Source organism: Pseudoxanthomonas sp. YR558 (assembly GCF_900116385.1).
GTDB lineage: Bacteria > Pseudomonadota > Gammaproteobacteria > Xanthomonadales > Xanthomonadaceae > Pseudoxanthomonas_A.
Genome location: NZ_FPCI01000001.1, coordinates 1564193 through 1579438, shown reverse-complemented (window position 1 = coordinate 1579438; position 15246 = coordinate 1564193). Strand labels below are relative to the sequence as shown.

The 15246-nt window shown below is 65.7% G+C and carries 19 protein-coding genes; 15 read left to right on the top strand and 4 right to left on the bottom strand.

Going from position 1 to position 15246, the window contains the following annotated elements; translation table 11 throughout:
* The first annotated feature begins 2 nt into the window (after positions 1-2).
* From BM365_RS07635 to BM365_RS07620, 4 genes are read left to right on the top strand one after another with little or no spacing between them, the layout of a single operon-like run.
* Positions 3-503 (top strand): Na+/H+ antiporter subunit E, encoded by a 501-nt coding sequence (locus BM365_RS07635; RefSeq protein WP_093488019.1) that lies wholly within the window; start codon positions 3-5, stop codon positions 501-503.
* On the top strand, positions 500-784 hold the full coding sequence (locus tag BM365_RS07630) for a K+/H+ antiporter subunit F (RefSeq protein WP_093488016.1): 285 nt from the start codon (positions 500-502) through the stop codon (positions 782-784). The genes BM365_RS07635 and BM365_RS07630 overlap by 4 nt, the downstream gene beginning before the upstream one ends.
* Entirely contained in the window at positions 781-1152 is a 372-nt protein-coding gene (locus tag BM365_RS07625; RefSeq protein ID WP_093488013.1) for a Na+/H+ antiporter subunit G, read from the top strand. Before BM365_RS07630 ends, BM365_RS07625 begins: the two co-directional genes overlap by 4 nt.
* Positions 1145-2026, top strand: a complete 882-nt coding sequence (locus BM365_RS07620; protein WP_093488010.1) for an SDR family oxidoreductase — start codon at positions 1145-1147, stop codon at positions 2024-2026. The genes BM365_RS07625 and BM365_RS07620 overlap by 8 nt, the downstream gene beginning before the upstream one ends.
* A gap of 4 nt (positions 2027-2030) precedes the next feature.
* Here the strand turns inward: BM365_RS07620 and BM365_RS07615 are convergent, their stop codons facing one another.
* On the bottom strand, positions 2031-2510 hold the full coding sequence (locus tag BM365_RS07615; protein WP_093488007.1) for an Mpo1 family 2-hydroxy fatty acid dioxygenase: 480 nt from the start codon (positions 2508-2510) through the stop codon (positions 2031-2033).
* A 91-nt stretch (positions 2511-2601) separates the two neighbouring features.
* On the bottom strand, positions 2602-3528 hold the full coding sequence (locus BM365_RS07610) for a phosphoribosylaminoimidazolesuccinocarboxamide synthase (RefSeq protein WP_175502051.1): 927 nt from the start codon (positions 3526-3528) through the stop codon (positions 2602-2604).
* Between the two features lie 199 nt (positions 3529-3727).
* Here BM365_RS07610 and BM365_RS07605 point away from each other — a divergent pair, with 199 nt between their 5' ends.
* From BM365_RS07605 to BM365_RS07555, 11 genes are all read left to right on the top strand, one after another.
* Positions 3728-4057 (top strand): J domain-containing protein, encoded by a 330-nt coding sequence (locus BM365_RS07605; RefSeq protein WP_093488001.1) that lies wholly within the window; start codon positions 3728-3730, stop codon positions 4055-4057.
* 8 nt (positions 4058-4065) lie between these two features.
* Complete coding sequence (gene rpe, locus BM365_RS07600; RefSeq protein ID WP_093487999.1) at positions 4066-4743, top strand: ribulose-phosphate 3-epimerase; 678 nt, start codon at positions 4066-4068, stop codon at positions 4741-4743.
* 281 nt (positions 4744-5024) lie between these two features.
* Positions 5025-5951 carry a lipid kinase YegS gene (gene yegS / locus BM365_RS07595; RefSeq protein WP_093487996.1) on the top strand — a complete coding sequence of 309 codons (927 nt, stop codon included), beginning with the start codon at positions 5025-5027 and terminating at the stop codon, positions 5949-5951.
* Between the two features lie 157 nt (positions 5952-6108).
* A complete protein-coding gene (trpE, locus tag BM365_RS07590) occupies positions 6109-7581 on the top strand; it encodes an anthranilate synthase component I (RefSeq protein ID WP_093487993.1) in 1473 nt (490 codons plus the stop codon).
* Positions 7581-8645 carry a threonine aldolase family protein gene (locus BM365_RS07585; RefSeq protein WP_093487991.1) on the top strand — a complete coding sequence of 355 codons (1065 nt, stop codon included), beginning with the start codon at positions 7581-7583 and terminating at the stop codon, positions 8643-8645. The genes trpE and BM365_RS07585 overlap by 1 nt, the downstream gene beginning before the upstream one ends.
* 68 nt (positions 8646-8713) lie before the next feature.
* Positions 8714-9493 carry an SIMPL domain-containing protein gene (locus BM365_RS07580; RefSeq protein WP_158253540.1) on the top strand — a complete coding sequence of 260 codons (780 nt, stop codon included), beginning with the start codon at positions 8714-8716 and terminating at the stop codon, positions 9491-9493.
* 3 nt (positions 9494-9496) lie between these two features.
* Positions 9497-10075, top strand: a complete 579-nt coding sequence (locus BM365_RS07575; RefSeq protein WP_093487987.1) for an anthranilate synthase component II — start codon at positions 9497-9499, stop codon at positions 10073-10075.
* A gap of 65 nt (positions 10076-10140) precedes the next feature.
* Positions 10141-11184 (top strand): anthranilate phosphoribosyltransferase, encoded by a 1044-nt coding sequence (gene trpD, locus BM365_RS07570; RefSeq protein ID WP_093487985.1) that lies wholly within the window; start codon positions 10141-10143, stop codon positions 11182-11184.
* 1 nt (position 11185) lies between these two features.
* On the top strand, positions 11186-11545 hold the full coding sequence (locus BM365_RS07565) for an antibiotic biosynthesis monooxygenase family protein (protein WP_093487983.1): 360 nt from the start codon (positions 11186-11188) through the stop codon (positions 11543-11545).
* Between the two features lie 47 nt (positions 11546-11592).
* Entirely contained in the window at positions 11593-12387 is a 795-nt protein-coding gene (gene trpC, locus BM365_RS07560; RefSeq protein WP_093487981.1) for an indole-3-glycerol phosphate synthase TrpC, read from the top strand.
* Positions 12384-13106: a haloacid dehalogenase-like hydrolase gene (locus BM365_RS07555; protein ID WP_093487979.1), complete on the top strand. Its 723-nt coding sequence runs from the start codon at positions 12384-12386 to the stop codon at positions 13104-13106. Before trpC ends, BM365_RS07555 begins: the two co-directional genes overlap by 4 nt.
* A 2-nt stretch (positions 13107-13108) precedes the next feature.
* Here the strand turns inward: BM365_RS07555 and BM365_RS07550 are convergent, their stop codons facing one another.
* Both BM365_RS07550 and BM365_RS07545 read right to left on the bottom strand, forming a co-directional pair.
* The gene (locus BM365_RS07550; protein WP_093487977.1) at positions 13109-13483 is read right to left on the bottom strand and encodes a zf-TFIIB domain-containing protein; all 375 of its coding nucleotides are present in this window, start codon (positions 13481-13483) and stop codon (positions 13109-13111) included.
* Positions 13484-13564: 81 nt separating this feature from the next.
* A complete protein-coding gene (locus tag BM365_RS07545) occupies positions 13565-15235 on the bottom strand; it encodes a type IV secretory system conjugative DNA transfer family protein (RefSeq protein ID WP_093487975.1) in 1671 nt (556 codons plus the stop codon).
* Positions 15236-15246 lie beyond the last annotated feature (11 nt).

The window sequence follows — 15246 nt, the reverse complement described above, 5'->3', positions numbered from 1 at the left end:
GCATGGTCGCGAGCTGGCGCAAGCGTTGGTTGCCGTCGCTGCCGCTGAGCGCGACGGTGTTCTGCTTCTGGTTGCTGATGAACGATGAGATCAGCGCTGGCCAGGTGGTGATGGCGACGGTGTTGGCGCTGGTCATCCCGCCGTTCGCGGCGCGCCTCGATCGCGAGTTCGCGCGGATCGGCCGGTTGCGCAGCGTGCCGCGCATGCTGGGGGTGCTGGCGCTGGACATCGTGCAGGCCAACATCACCGTCGCGCTGCAGGTGCTGGGGCCGGAGCGGAAGATCCATCCGGGGTTCATCTGGGTGCCGCTGGACATCGCCAACATCCACGGCATCGCCGCGCTCACCAGCATCATCACGCTGACGCCGGGCACGGTGTCCTCGGCGTTGTCGGATGACCGGCGTCATCTGATGGTGCACGTGCTGAACCTGGACGACGCCGACGAAGTGATACGGCAGATCAAGACGCGCTACGAAGCGCCGCTGATGGAGATATTCCCATGACGCCGCAGGCCCTGGTGATGTACGCGATCGTCGGCGCGATGCACGTCGTCGGGATCGCCATGCTGCTGGCGCTGTTCCGCCTCGTGCGCGGCCCGAGCGTGCCCGACCGCATCCTCGCGCTGGACACATTGTTCGTGGCGGCGATCGCGCAGCTGATGCTGTTCGGCATGTACCTGGGCACGGCGGTCTACTTCGAAGCGGCGCTGATCATCGCCATGCTCGGTTTCGTCGGCACGGTGGTGCTGAGCAAGTACGTGCTGCGCCGGGACATCGTCGAATGAGCTGGGTCTTCGCCATCCTGCTGGTGTTGCTGCTCGCCGTGGGCAGCTTCTTCATCCTCGTGGGCTCTTTCAGCCTGGTGAAGCTGTCGGAGTTCTTCAAGCGCCTGCACGGACCGACCAAGGCCAGCACGCTGGGCGTGGGCTGCGTGCTGATCGCGTCGATCGGCTACCACGCGCTGTCGGGCACCGATCCGCAGCCGCGCGAATTGCTTATCACCGCGTTCCTCTTCATCACCGCGCCGATCAGCGCGCACCTGATGGCCAAGGCGGCGCTGTCGCTGCACATGGCGGAGCGGCCACCGATGCCGGGTGGCGAACCGCCGCGCCCCATTGATGCGGTCGACGAAGGCGCCCGCCCGGATGCCTGATACCCCTTCGCGCACGGCGCTGGTGTTCGGCGCCAGCGGCCAGATCGGGGACGCGCTGTTGGCGCGCCTGGCGGGCGAGGGCTGGCAAGTGTTCGCGGTGTCTCGCAACCCGCGCCCGTCGTCTGCCGGGATCGTCTGGCTGAAGGGCGACTTCGCCGGTATCGCAGGATTGCCCTCGACCGTGGACGTCATGTTCAGCACCGGGCCGCTGGATGGCTTCGCGCAGTGGTATGCGCGTGGCGACGTGATCGCATCGCGCGTGGTCGCGTTCGGTTCCACCAGCCTCGACACGAAACAGGCCTCGGGCGATGCGTACGAGCGCGACATCGTCGCGCGACTGCAGGCGGCAGAGCGCACGGTGTTCGTTACTGCCTCCGTCCGCGGTGCCGCCGCGACGCTGCTGCGACCCACGCTGGTGTATGGCGCGGGGCGCGACCAGACCCTGGCGCGCATCGCCGCGATGGGCCGGCGCATGGGCTTCTTTATGCTGCCGCGTGGTGCGGATGGAAAGCGCCAGCCGGTGCACGTGGACGATCTGGCGCACGCCGCGCTCGCGGTCGTGGATGCCTCCGCCACGCACGGCCAGGCCTACGCGCTGCCGGGCGGCGAAACGCTCGCGTACCGCGACATGGTGGCGCGCACGCTGGCGGCGCTGCCGCCGCCGGTGCGGCTGTGGGAACTGCCGATGACGGTGTTCCGTGCGGTGCTGGGGATCGCGCGGATGGCCGGCGCGATGCGGGGGCTCACGGATGATGCCGTGGCCCGCATGCGCGAGGACCTGGTGTTCGACGTGGCGCCGGCGCGCCGTGATTTCGGTTTTGCGCCGCGCGCCTTCGTGGTCGATGCGCGCGCGCTGGGCGAGGGCGGCCGCTAGCCGCTCAGTACTTCCAGCCCATCTTCCGGTAGAACTTGCTGAGTACCCAGACCGGCCCGATCAGCAGGTAGGTGAGGTCGGTCAGGAAGCTGGGCTTCTTGCCTTCGATCTTGTGGCCGATGAACTGGGCGATCCACGCCACCACGAACACCGTCACCGCGAGGAAGAACAGGTTCTGCAGCCCGAGCACGCTTTCCAGCCAGCGGGTCAGCCACGCCATCGCGATGAAGATCGCCAGCATGCCGAAGCCCAGCGGGCGCGAGAGTTTGTAGTAGTACATCCACGCGCCGAACATCGCCAGCGCCGCCCACATGCCGGATTTCACCCAGGTGCCGAACACCGGGATGCACCAGAGCAGCGCCACCACCGTCCACAGGATCGCCGGCACGGCGAACACATGGATCAGCTGGTTGGTTTCGTTGACGTGGTCGCCGGAGTAGCTGGCGAACCAGCGGTCCACCGGGCGTTGCGCAGTCGCGTTCATTCATCCCTCCCGAGGATGGCAATGCGGCAGGGTATGGAGCATACCCCAGCCCGGCAGAGTGTGCCGGGCCGTCCGGCGGGAGGGCCGCCGATCAGTCGACGATGATGCCGGCCAGCTTCTGCAGCGCTTCCGCGTACTTGGCGCGGGTGCGTTCGATGACCTCGACCGGCAGCGAGGGGCCGGGCGCGGTCTTGTTCCAGTCCAGCGTTTCCAGGTAGTCGCGCACGAACTGCTTGTCGTAGCTCGGCGGGCTGGTGCCGACTTCGTACTGGTCCGCAGGCCAGTAGCGCGAGGAATCCGGGGTCAACATCTCGTCCATGATGTACAGGCGGCCGTCTTCGTCCGTGCCGAACTCGAACTTGGTGTCGGCCAGCAGGATGCCGCGTTCGGCCGCGAAATCGGCGGCGAAGCGGTAAATGCGCAGGGTGGCATCGCGCACGCGCTCGGCCAGTTCGGCGCCAACGGTCTTCACCATGGCGTCGAAGTCGATGTTCTCGTCGTGGTCGCCGACGGCGGCTTTGGTCGACGGCGTGAAGATGGGCTCGGCCAGCTTCTCGGCCTGGCGCAGACCGTCCGGCAGTTCGATGCCACTGACCTTGCCGGTGCGCTGGTAGTCCTTCCAGCCGCTGCCGATCAGGTAACCGCGCGCGATGGCTTCCACCGGCACCGGCTTGAGCTTCTTCGTCACCACCGCACGCTTGGCGTACAGCGAGGCGTCCACGCCGGCCGGCAGCACGCTGGCCACGTCGATGCCGGTCAGGTGGTTCGGCATCAGGTGCGCGGTCTTGGCGAACCAGAAATTGGAGATCTGGCAGAGCATCTCGCCCTTGCCGGGAATGGGGTCGGGCAGCACCACGTCGAACGCGCTCAGGCGATCGGTGGCGACCATCAACAAGTAATCGCCGGCGGGGGCGTCGGCAGGCAGGCGGTCGCGGGGCAGGTCGAACACGTCGCGGACCTTGCCGCGATGGCGCAGGGTGAGGCCGGGCAGATCGGATTGAAGCAACGTCGTGGGCACAAACACTCCTTGGGGAGTCCGGAAACCAGCGAGGCGGTACAGCGTCGTGGGGGCGTGCGGCAGGCCGTGCGCCCGTGCCCCGGGGCGGCCGTCTACCCGCGGGTGGCGGGGCCGGGTACCGGACCGGGCCGCGTAGTGTACGGCGCTTGGGGGCCGTGTGTGCCGTAAAATGGCGCGATTGCCGGAGAAGGCGGGCCGAATGAAGCGCTGGTACGGAAAACTGCTGGGATTCGTGGCCGGTTGGCTGCTGATGCGCCACCCGCTGGGCGGCCTGGTGGGCCTGATCATCGGCCATGCTTTCGACGAGGACTGGTTCAAGCTCAGTCGCGACAACCCGTACCGCGTGTTCGACCTGACCAGCGATGCCAGCGATGCGGAGATCGACCAGGCCTACCGCCGGCTGATTTCCCAGTACCACCCCGACAAGATGGCCGGCGCGGCGGACGACCTGCGCCGCCAGGCCGAACAGAAGGCCGGCGAGATCAACGCCGCCTACGACCGCATCAAGACCCAGCGCAAGCGCAAGTGAGCCTCTCCATGTCGAACTGCATCATCGCCCCGTCCATCCTGTCCGCGAACTTCGCCCGCCTCGGCGAGGAAGTCGACAACGTACTGAAGGCCGGCGCCGATTGGGTCCACTTCGACGTGATGGACAACCATTACGTGCCCAACCTGACCATCGGCCCGCTGGTGTGCAGCGCGCTGCGCAAACACGGCGTCACCGCGCCGATCGACGTGCACCTGATGGTGGAGCCGGTGGATCGCATCATCCCGGACTTCGCCGAGGCCGGCGCCAGCATCATCAGCTTCCACCCGGAAGCCTCGAAGCACGTGCACCGCACGATCCAGCTGATCAAGTCGCTGGGCTGCAAGGCCGGCCTGGTACTCAATCCGGGAACGCCCGTCGAAGTGTTGGACTGGGTGCTGCCGGAGCTGGACCTGGTGCTGCTGATGTCGGTGAATCCGGGCTTCGGCGGGCAGGCCTTCATCCCATCGGCGCTGGACAAGCTGCGCGCCGTGCGCGCGATGATCGACAAGACCGGTAAGGACATCCGCCTGGAGATCGACGGCGGCGTGAAGGCCGACAACATCGGCCAGATCGCGGCGGCAGGCGCGGATGCCTTCGTCGCCGGCTCGGCGATCTTCAATGCACCGGACTACAAGGACGTGATCGATCGCATGCGCCAGGCCGTCGCCGACGCGCGCGGCGCCTGAAAAGCAGAAGGGCGATGGCTTTCGCCACCGCCCCGGAAGAATTGGAGGCTGATCCTGCCTCCGCCCGTCGTCCCTGCTATGGCCTTCCACACTACGCATCGTCTGTGACGGGCCCGTGACAGCGGCTTTGCCGTTGCAGGAACGACGTGAGTCGCGACCGTAGACCCCGAGTTCCGAAGTTCCTGGATCCGCAGTTTCCCTGCCAGCCGTAGCGTGCGGTCGCGACTCACGTCGCTCCTACAGGAGAGAGGCTATGCTCGCGCGTCCTCCAAGGAATCCCCATGACCGCACCCCGCTGGCGCCTGATCCTCAATGGAAAATCCGCCGGCGATGACGATCTGCGTGCGGCCGTCGGAGCGCTGCGCGAAGACGGCATCACGCTCGACGTTCGCGTGACCTGGGAAGACGGCGATGCCGAGCGCTATGTCGCCGAAGCCATCGCCGATGGCGTGGACACGGTGATCGCGGCCGGTGGCGACGGCACCTTGAGCGAAGTGGCGACCACGCTGGCGCATCGCGACGAGACCGCCGACGCATTGCCGTCTCTGGGACTGGTGCCGATGGGCACGGCCAATGATTTCGCCACCGCGGCCGGCATTCCGGATGAGGCGCTGGCCGCACTGCACCTCGTCCGCGATGCGGTTGCGGCTCCGATGGACCTGCTGCGCATCGACGCCGACGACGGGCCGCACTGGTGCGCCAACCTCGCCAGCGGCGGCTTCGGCACCGAGGTCACCGTGGAAACCGATGAGGGCCTGAAGAAGATGCTGGGTGGCCTGGCATACCTGATCACCGGCATCGCCAAGCTGGGTCGCATCGAGCCGATGGCAGCGCGCATCGAAGGCCCGAGTTTCGCCTGGCAGGGCGACTTCATCGCACTCGGCCTCGGCAACGGACGCCAGGCCGGTGGCGGACAGGCCCTGTGTCCGGATGCGCTGGTCGATGATGGCCAGCTGGACCTGACCATCGTCCCGGAACTCTCGGGCGAAGTCGCCGCCACCGTCGGCACGCTGGTCAAGGACGGCAAGCATGCGGCGTTGGACCGCGTCGCAGAACGCGCCCGGCTCGCCTGGGTGGAGTTGAGCGCCGAAACGCCGATGACCCTCAACCTGGATGGTGAGCCGGTGCAGTCGCTTCGGTTTCGCGTGGCCTGCGTCCCGGGACGCGTCCGCATGCACCTGCCGGCGGATTGCCCGCTGCTGGGGTGACCTCCGGCCGGCTGGCCGGTGGGGTCGGGCATCGGGTAGAGTAGGGCCGTGTCCCACCCCACGCGCCCGCTTTCCAAACTTTCCGCACGCCGCAGCTGGCGATGGTGGCCCGTAGCCGTCGCCCGCCCTGCCACCGCGTCCCGGAAGGAAAGCCCGCTTGATCTCGCACGACCAGTTCCAGCAGTTCACTGCTGAAGGCCACACCCGCATCCCTGTTGTCCGTGAAGTGCTGTCCGACCTGGACACGCCGCTTTCGGTCTACCTGAAACTCGCCGACGCGCCGCATACCTACCTGTTCGAATCGGTGGAAGGCGGCGAGCGTTTCGGCCGCTATTCCATCATCGGCCTGCCGGTGCGCCGCGTGGTCACTTTCCGCGGCCGTCGCGTGGAGATCCGCGACCACGGCCAGTTGGTGGAGTCGCGAGACGTGGACGATCCCTTCGCCGAAGTCGAAGCGCTGCGGGCGGCGCATTCGGTACCGCGCCTGCCGGGCCTGCCCGGGTTCACGGGCGGCCTGGTCGGCTGGTTCGGCTTCGAGTGCATCGGCTACATCGAGCCGCGCTTGGCCACGGGCGACAAGCCGGACGAACTCGGCACGCCCGACATCCTGTTGATGCTGTCGGAAGAAGTCGCCGTCTTCGACAACCTCAAAGGCCGGCTCTACCTGATCGTGCATGCCGACCCGCGCGACGCCGATGCATGGGACCGTGCGCAGGCACGGCTGGATGCGCTGACCACCAAGTTGCGTCAGCCGGGTTCGTATCCCACGCCGATCACCCGCGACGTGCTGGACGAGAGCCACTTCGTTTCCGGCTTCACCCATGACGGTTTCATCGCCGCGGTGGAGCAGTCGAAGGAATACATCCGTGCCGGCGATATCTTCCAGGTGGTGCTGAGCCAGCGCCTGAGCGTGCCGTTCAATGCGCGTCCAGTGGATGTGTATCGCGCGCTGCGTGCGCTGAATCCCTCGCCGTACATGTACTTCCTCGACGTCGGCGATGTGCAGGTGGTGGGCTCGTCGCCCGAGATCCTGGTGCGCCTGGAGCAGGGCGAAGTCACCGTGCGCCCGATCGCGGGCACGCGCCCGCGCGGCAAGACCCTCGACGAAGACATCGCGCTGGAAGCCGAACTGCTCGCCGACCCGAAAGAGCGCGCCGAGCACCTGATGCTGATCGACCTGGGCCGCAACGACACCGGTCGCGTGTCGGAAGCCGGCACGGTGCAGGTGGGCGAACAGTTCGTCATCGAGCGCTACAGCCACGTCATGCACATCGTCAGCGAAGTCACCGGAAAACTCTTGCCCGGCCTGAGTTACGCGGACGTGCTGCGCGCGACGTTCCCCGCCGGTACGGTCAGCGGTGCGCCGAAGATCCGTGCGCTGGAAGTCATCCGCGAACTCGAGCCGATCAAGCGCAACGTCTACGCCGGCAGCATCGGTTACATCGGCTGGCACGGCGATGCCGATACCGCCATCGCCATCCGTACCGCCGTCATCAAGGATGGCCGTCTGCATGTGCAGGCCGGTGCCGGCATCGTCTACGACTCCGATCCCGAGAAGGAATGGGACGAGACGATGAACAAGGGGCGTGCACTGTTCCGCGCCGTGGCCGAAGCGGCGAAGGGGTTGTGATGGAGGTCGCGACCGACAACGCCAGGATCAGCCTGCGCAACGACTACAGCGAGGGTGCGCACCCGCGCCTGCTGCAGGCGCTGGCCGTGGCGAGCGCGGAGATCAACCGTGGTTACGGCCTGGACGCACACAGCCTCCGGGCCGCCGCGCTGATCCGCGATCGCCTTGCCCGCGATGCCGACATCCATTTCCTCGCCGGTGGCACCCAGACCAACCTCGTCGCGCTGGCCGCCTTCCTTCGCCCGCACGAAGCCGTGATCGCACCAGCCAGCGGCCATATCGCGACGCATGAGACAGGCGCGATCGAGGCCAGCGGGCACAAGGTGCTGACGGTCGACACTCCGGACGGCAAGCTGAGTCCGGAGCTCATCCAGCCTTGCCTGGACGGCCACGGCAGCGAGCACATGGTGAAGCCGCGGTTGGTCTACATCTCCAACACCACCGAGTGGGGCACGCTGTACAGCGCGGCGGAACTGCAGGCGCTCGGCGTGTTCTGCCGCGATCGTGACCTCCTGCTCTACGTCGATGGCGCACGCCTCGCCTCGGCACTCACGACGCCCGGCAACGATGTCGACCTGGCGCTGCTGTCGACGGAGGCCGATGCCTTCTACATCGGTGGTACCAAGAACGGTGCCTTGCTCGGCGAGGCGCTGGTCATCGTGAACCCCGCGCTGCGCACGGATTTCCGTCACGTCATCAAGCAGCGCGGCGCGATGCTCGCCAAAGGCATGGTGGTCGGCGCGCAGTTCGAAGCCTTGTTCGAAGACGGCCTGTATTTCGTGCTGGCGACGCACGCGAATGCCATGGCGGCGCGCCTGCGGGAGATCCTGCAGCAAGCCGGCGTGCCGCTGGCGGTCGACTCACCCAGCAATCAGGTGTTTCCGATACTGCCGGACGCGGTGGTTGAGCGCCTCGGACAGTACGTGGAGTTCGAAACCTGGGAGCGGCGCAGCGATGGCACCACGGTGATCCGACTGATGGCATCGTGGGCAACACCGGAGTCCGACATCGAAGCGTTCGTGGCCGTCCTGGCGCATGTGCTGACGCAGGACCAAGACCGATGACCGCATCTGGAACCCCGCATTCGATGGTCGTGCGTTCGACAGGGAAGTCCTTGAGCCGGAGAGATCCCATGAAGCTGCGTTACCTGCTGCTAGTACTTGCGTTGACCCTGTCCTCCGACCTGGCCGCCCAGGTCAATGCGCTCCCCCCGACGCGCCATATCCTGGTGTATGGCGAAGCGCAGGCGCGCGCGATCCCGGATCGCTTCAAGATATCCGTGAATTTCGAGGCCATCGACATGAATGCAGACGCTGCGCGCCGACGAGTCGAGGAGAACGTGCAACAGGTCCTCGGAAAGCTGAAAGCCGCAGGCGTCGCGGATGGCGAGATCGTGGCCACGTCGATGGAAATGGGCACGCGAGAGCGCTACGACGACAGGAAGAGTGAGCAGGTGTTTGTGGGAACGGGCGTCAAGCGTACCGTTGTCGCTCGATTTGACAGCCAGGCGTCGCTCAAGACGTTCTTGGCCGACCTGAAGACGTCGAAGGAGTTGAATGTCTCAAGCGTGGACACCGAATTAGCGGACGAAGCCCAACTTCGCAAGGCGCTTCGCGAGAAGGCCATTGAATCATCGCGAGAAAAAGCGGAAACCATCGCAAAGGCCTACGGCGCGAGGTTGGGCGGACTTTACAGCGTTTCAGACGTGGCTCCGCAGTTCCAGTATGGGGTCCGCGAGGGCAGTTGGCCTTCGACCTATGAATGGGGCCGATTCCAAGAGACGGACGGGTACACGCTCGACAAGGTCCAGGTAACGGGATCCCGGATGAAGCGGGCGAATCTCGAATCGTTCCAGACGGGCTACGTCACCTTCACCGACAAGATCTACACCGTATTCCTGCTTGCGGATTGACCCATGCTGCTGATGATCGACAACTACGACAGCTTTACCTACAACCTCGTGCAGTACCTGCAGTCGCTGGGTGCCGAGGTGAAGGTGGTGCGCAACGATGCGATGACGGTGGACGAAATCGCGAAGCTCGCGCCCGAGCGCATCGTGATCTCGCCCGGCCCATGCACGCCGAACGAAGCGGGCGTCTCGCTGGAAATCATCGAGCGGCTGGGCGCCAATACGCCGATCCTTGGGGTATGCCTGGGCCACCAGAGCCTCGGCCAGGCGTACGGCGGCAACGTCATCCGGGCGGGCCGCATCATGCACGGAAAGACCTCACGCATCCGCCATGAGGGCAAGGGTGTCTTCGCAGGCTTGCCCGATGCCTACGAGGCCACGCGCTACCACTCGTTGGTCGTGGAGCGCAGCAGTTTGCCGGACGCGCTGGAGGTCACCGCCTGGACCGAGAACGAGGACGGCAGCTTCGAGGAGATCATGGGGCTGCGCCATCGTGAATTCCCCGTCGAAGGCGTGCAGTTCCATCCCGAATCCATTCTCACAGAGCACGGCCACGCGCTGTTGAAGAATTTCCTCGAACGATGACGTAGGGCGGGCCTTGGCCCGCCATCGCCATGCCGGTGGGCCAGGGCCCACCCTACGGAGCCCACATGCCACTGACCCCGCAAGAAGCGCTGCAGCGCACGATCGAGCACCGCGAGATCTTCCACGACGAGATGGTCGACCTGATGCGGCAGATCATGCGCGGCGACGTATCGCCGACGATGAGTGCGGCGATCCTGACCGGTCTGCGCGTGAAGAAGGAAACCGTCGGCGAGATCGCCGGCGCCGCCACCGTCATGCGCGAGTTCTCGCGCACCGTGGAGGTGCCCGACCGCACGCACCTGGTCGACATCGTCGGCACCGGCGGTGACGGCTCGCACACGTTCAACATCTCCACGTGCTCGATGTTCGTGGCGTCCGCTGCCGGCGCGAAGATCGCCAAGCACGGCAACCGCAGCGTGTCGTCGAAGTCGGGCAGCGCCGACGTGCTGGAGGCACTGGGCGTCAACATCGAGTTGCAGCCCGACCAGGTCGCACAGTCCATCGTGCAGTCCGGCATCGGCTTCATGTTCGCGCCCATCCACCACCCGGCGATGAAGGTCGTTGCGCCCGTCCGTCGCGAGATGGGCGTGCGCACCATCTTCAACATCCTGGGGCCGCTGACCAATCCGGCGGGCGCGCCGAGCATCCTGATGGGCGTATTCCATCCGGACCTCGTCGGCATCCAGGCGCGCGTGTTGCAGGAACTCGGCGCCGAACGTGCGCTGGTGGTCTGGGGGCGCGACGGCATGGACGAGCTGTCGCTCGGCGCGGGCACGCTGGTCGGCGAACTGCGCGATGGACAGGTACGCGAGTACGAACTGCACCCGGAGGACTTCGGCATCGCCATGGCCGCCAGCCGCAACCTGCGCGTGGGTGATGCCGCGGAGTCGAAGGCCATGCTGCTGGGTGTGCTGGACAACCGGCCCGGCCCGGCGCGTGAGATCGTCGTGTTGAACGCCGGCGCGGCGCTGTATGTCGCTGGCGTTGCGGACAGCATCGAGGCCGGCATCGCCGCGTCGCGCGAGGCCATCGCCAGCGGCAAGGCGCTGGAGCGCCTCCAGCATTTCATCGCCACCACCCAAGCTCTGGGAAAACAGGAAACGCACTGACATGGCCGCCAGCGGATTCGCCAGCCTGCCCAAGCCGCCGTACTACGCGGTGGTCTTCTCATCGCAGCGCAATGGCCAGGACGACGCCGGTTACGGCGCCATGGCCGAGCGCATGGTCGAACTGGCGCAACAGCAGCCGGGCTTCCTCGGGATGGAATCGACCCGCGGCGCGGACGGCTTCGGCATCACCGTGGCGTACTGGGAGAGCGAGGCGGCGATCCTCGCCTGGCGCCAGCATGCCGAGCACACGGCCGCGCGCGAGCAGGGCCGACGGGACTGGTACGACCATTTCGAACTGCGGGTCGCCAAGGTCGAACGCGCCTACGGTTGGGACCGCGCGACGACCGAACGGCACGGATAGTGCGAAAATAGGGGTCCCGCACAGGCGGGTGCCCGCCTGAGGACTGCATGAGCGACATCCTGACCACCATCCTCGCCCGCAAGGCGGACGAGATCGCCGAGCGCAGCGCCCGCGTATCGCTGTCCGACCTACGCGCGCGCGCCGACGATGCGCCGCCGACGCGTGGCTTCGCCGACGCGCTCAACGCGACGATCGCGCGGGGCGACCCGGCGGTGATCGCCGAGGTGAAGAAGGCGAGCCCGTCCAAGGGGGTGATCCGCCCGGACTTCCGCCCGGCCGACATCGCGGTCAGCTACGAGTTCGGCGGAGCGGCCTGCTTGTCTGTGCTGACCGATGTCGACTTCTTCCAGGGGGCCGACGACTACCTGCGCCAGGCCCGCGATGCGTGCACGCTGCCGGTGCTGCGCAAGGACTTCACGGTCGATCCCTACCAGGTGTACGAAGCGCGCGTGCTGGGCGCGGACTGCATCCTGTTGATCGTCTCCGCGCTGGACGACGGCCAGCTGGTCGATCTGTCGGGCCTGGCGCTGCAGCTGGGCATGGATGTGCTGGTCGAGGTGCACGACATCGACGAACTCGAGCGGGCGTTGCAGGTGCCGGTGCCGCTGGTCGGCATCAACAACCGCAACCTACGCACGTTCGACGTAACGCTGGACACCACGCTGGCGATGAAGGACGCCGTGCCGAAAGACCGCCTGCTGGTCACCGAAAGCGGCATCGTGGTGCCGGATGATGTGGCGAAGATGCGCGCCGCGGGCGTCAACGCATTCCTGGTCGGCGAAACCTTCATGCGGGCGGAAGAACCCGGCGAGGCGCTGCGTCAGCTATTCTTCGCGGCATGACGGACACGCCTTATCCCACGCCGCACTCCGACGCTCCAGTCGTCGTCTTCGACTTCGACCACACGCTGTATGACGGTGATTCGGGCGGCCACCTGGTGGCCTGGTTGATTAGGCGCAATCCACTGCGCGCGGTGGTGGCCATCGCCGCATCGATCGTGCTGGGGCCGATGGTGGCGTTCCTGCCCACGCGGCGACGCGGCATTTCCGGCTATATCTGGATCGGCACGTTCGGCCTGCACGGACGTCGCAGCTTCGATGCCCTGATCGACCAGTACGTGGATACGCACCGCGGAGAAGTGCAACAGCGCCTGCTGCCGCACGCGCTTGAGGTCTTCCGCGAGCATCGTGCCGCCGGTGATCGCGTGGTCGTGGCCACCGGCGCGCCGCCTGAACTGGCGCGCGCCATCCTCAGCTTCGTCGCCCACGAAGACGTACCCGTGATCGGCACGGCCGTGGGGCCGCGTCTGGGCGCGGTGGTGGCCACGCGTCACTGCCACAACGAAGAAAAGATGCGCATGTTGCGCGAGCGCGGCTACGGCGAGATCGCCGTGGCCTACTCGGACAGCAGCGCCGACCTGCCATTGCTGAAGGCCGCGCGGGCGCCGGTCGTGGTCAATCCGAAGCCAGCACGCGTGGACATGTTCAAGCGCGTCTTGCCGCCAGGCACGCCGATCCTCAACTGGGGTTGCAAGGAGCGGGGCGGCGCGGGAGCTCCCTGATCTCAGGTGCGTTCGGGCGCGTTCCAGTCCCGGATCAGGTCGGCGAACTCGATTTCCGCGAAATCCTGGTACTCGCCCGCATCGTAGAAGCGCCCGTAGCAGTTCTTGCAGCTCTCGAACCAGATATGCGGCTGCTGCGGATCAACCATGCGGATCAGGTCCCGATTGCCGATGCACACCGGACACTTGATGCGGTCGACCTTGTTGCATTCCTCGCCTTGCGCCGGATCGCCGGTATCGATCTCCTCGGCACGGTGCTTGAGCGTCTCGTGCGCCATCATCTCGAACCACAACCCCTTGCATTGCGTGCACCGATGCGCGGTGGCCTCCGGCTCCACGATCAGTTCCATCGGGCTGTGGCATTTGGGGCACTGCATGGAAAGAACTCCCGGACAGGGTGGGTCGATTCCGGCGGATTCTAACCCGGATGCCCCGGCGCCCGGCAGGCGCCGCGTGCGCTATATCCGCAGCGGCTCGACGTGCGCCTTGGGCAGCAAGCGGCGGGTGAAGTACGCGTCGTCAAAATACCGGATCTTGCTACACAAGATGGGATGCGCCAGGCCCTCGTACAGGACGATCTCCTTCTTGGGTCCCATGGCCTTGAGCTCCTGGGGCAGCATCAGCGCCCGCTTCTCCAGCACCTCGTTGTCGGAGACATTCCTCCCCTGGCCATGCGACCGCGTCCGGGAGCGCCGCCGGATGGTGGTGTAGCCAAGCATTTCGGAGTAATCATTGGCATCCTGCTGCTCGCGGGGTGCGTAGATGATCTGCAACGCATGGTTGGTAATGATGGTGCGCGACAGCTCCTTCCCATACACCGCATCCAGCTGCGCCATCGACTGGATGATCGGCAGCAGCCTCAGGTTGTATCCCGCCATGTACGCAACGGACTTCGAGATGATGTCCACGCGACCGATCGCGGTGAATTCATCCATCAACAGCAGGCACTGATGCTTCAGCGACGCATCGTTCTGCGGCAGTGTCTTGGTGTTGACGTTGATGAGCTGACTGAAGAACAGGTTCACGATCAACCGGCTTTCGGCGAGCTTGTTCGGTTGGATACCGACATAGATCGTCATGCGACGTCGGCGCACGTCGTCAAGACGGAAGTCGTCCGCACTGGTGGCGGCGTCCAGGACTGGATTGAGCCATGGATTCAGTGGCTCCCGGAACGAACCTATGATCGAGGCGAACGTCACGTCGGCCTGGGACAGCAATCCCGCGAACGCCGCGCGTGTCTGCGCGCTGAGGAACGGCGCCTCGATGAGCTTCTGTAGGTAGGACTTCAACTCTCCGCCGTCGCCCGACGCCACACGCAGGATGGCGCCCAATGTTGGCCTCTCGGTCGTGTGATCGTGCCCATGCCGCTCGAAGACATACAGCGAGAACGCAAGGAAGGCATTGCGTGCCTGACTGACCCAGAACTTGTCCTTGTCATCGCCATCGGGATACAGCATTGCTGCGATGCTTTGCAGGTCGGATACGCGGAACGCGGAATCGTTAGAAACATACGTCATCGGATTCCAGCGGTGCGTCCTGCGATCCTCCGCAAAAGGATTGAACAGGTAGACCTCGTGCCCGATAGACTGCCTCCAGCCCGACGTAAGGTCGAAGTTCTCTTGCTTGATGTCCAGCACCACGGCGGACTCGCGATAATCGAGTAGATTGGGAATCACGATCCCCACGCCCTTTCCGGAGCGCGTCGGTGCCGCGAGGATCACGAATTGCTGACCGCGCAGGCGAAGCAGTTTGCTGTTCATCTTTCCGACAACGATCCCGTCGTCACCGTCGCCCAGGAATCCCTTCCTGCCGAGATCGATCATGCCGGCGAACCTCGCCCGACCATGCAGGTTGCGATGGCTTCGCAGCTTGAAGATCATCACAACGAGCGCAAGCCATACCAATAGCATCAGGCCCCCTCCGACGGCACCGGCAGTCCTGATGCGCCAGGCATAGGGCTGGACCCGCGGATGGTCGATGTGCTTCAGGTAGTCGAAGTAGGTGTGCCACTCGGCTTGTGCACCGTCGACCCCCAGAAAAAGTAGGGACAGATATCCAGATAAATAGATGCCCCCTACAAGGGCGCCGATGCCAAGTGCCGCGCTTGCCAGAAAGCGTACGTTTCCCAAGATTTCCCCCG

Excerpts from the sequence above, each read along its gene's own strand:
- BM365_RS07580 (WP_158253540.1), top strand. The coding sequence starts at position 8,714 with ATGAAGCTGCGTTACCTGCTGCTAGTACTTGCGTTGACCCTGTCCTCC.
- trpD (WP_093487985.1), top strand. The coding sequence starts at position 10,141 with ATGCCACTGACCCCGCAAGAAGCGCTGCAGCGCACGATCGAGCACCGC.
- yegS (WP_093487996.1), top strand. The coding sequence starts at position 5,025 with ATGACCGCACCCCGCTGGCGCCTGATCCTCAATGGAAAATCCGCCGGC.
- BM365_RS07555 (WP_093487979.1), top strand. The coding sequence starts at position 12,384 with ATGACGGACACGCCTTATCCCACGCCGCACTCCGACGCTCCAGTCGTC.
- BM365_RS07575 (WP_093487987.1), top strand. The coding sequence starts at position 9,497 with ATGCTGCTGATGATCGACAACTACGACAGCTTTACCTACAACCTCGTG.
- BM365_RS07565 (WP_093487983.1), top strand. The coding sequence starts at position 11,186 with ATGGCCGCCAGCGGATTCGCCAGCCTGCCCAAGCCGCCGTACTACGCG.
- BM365_RS07585 (WP_093487991.1), top strand. The coding sequence starts at position 7,581 with ATGGAGGTCGCGACCGACAACGCCAGGATCAGCCTGCGCAACGACTAC.
- BM365_RS07625 (WP_093488013.1), top strand. The coding sequence starts at position 781 with ATGAGCTGGGTCTTCGCCATCCTGCTGGTGTTGCTGCTCGCCGTGGGC.
- BM365_RS07630 (WP_093488016.1), top strand. The coding sequence starts at position 500 with ATGACGCCGCAGGCCCTGGTGATGTACGCGATCGTCGGCGCGATGCAC.
- BM365_RS07635 (WP_093488019.1), top strand. The coding sequence starts at position 3 with ATGGTCGCGAGCTGGCGCAAGCGTTGGTTGCCGTCGCTGCCGCTGAGC.
- trpC (WP_093487981.1), top strand. The coding sequence starts at position 11,593 with ATGAGCGACATCCTGACCACCATCCTCGCCCGCAAGGCGGACGAGATC.
- BM365_RS07615 (WP_093488007.1), bottom strand. The coding sequence starts at position 2,510 with ATGAACGCGACTGCGCAACGCCCGGTGGACCGCTGGTTCGCCAGCTAC.
- BM365_RS07605 (WP_093488001.1), top strand. The coding sequence starts at position 3,728 with ATGAAGCGCTGGTACGGAAAACTGCTGGGATTCGTGGCCGGTTGGCTG.
- BM365_RS07620 (WP_093488010.1), top strand. The coding sequence starts at position 1,145 with ATGCCTGATACCCCTTCGCGCACGGCGCTGGTGTTCGGCGCCAGCGGC.
- rpe (WP_093487999.1), top strand. The coding sequence starts at position 4,066 with ATGTCGAACTGCATCATCGCCCCGTCCATCCTGTCCGCGAACTTCGCC.
- BM365_RS07550 (WP_093487977.1), bottom strand. The coding sequence starts at position 13,483 with ATGCAGTGCCCCAAATGCCACAGCCCGATGGAACTGATCGTGGAGCCG.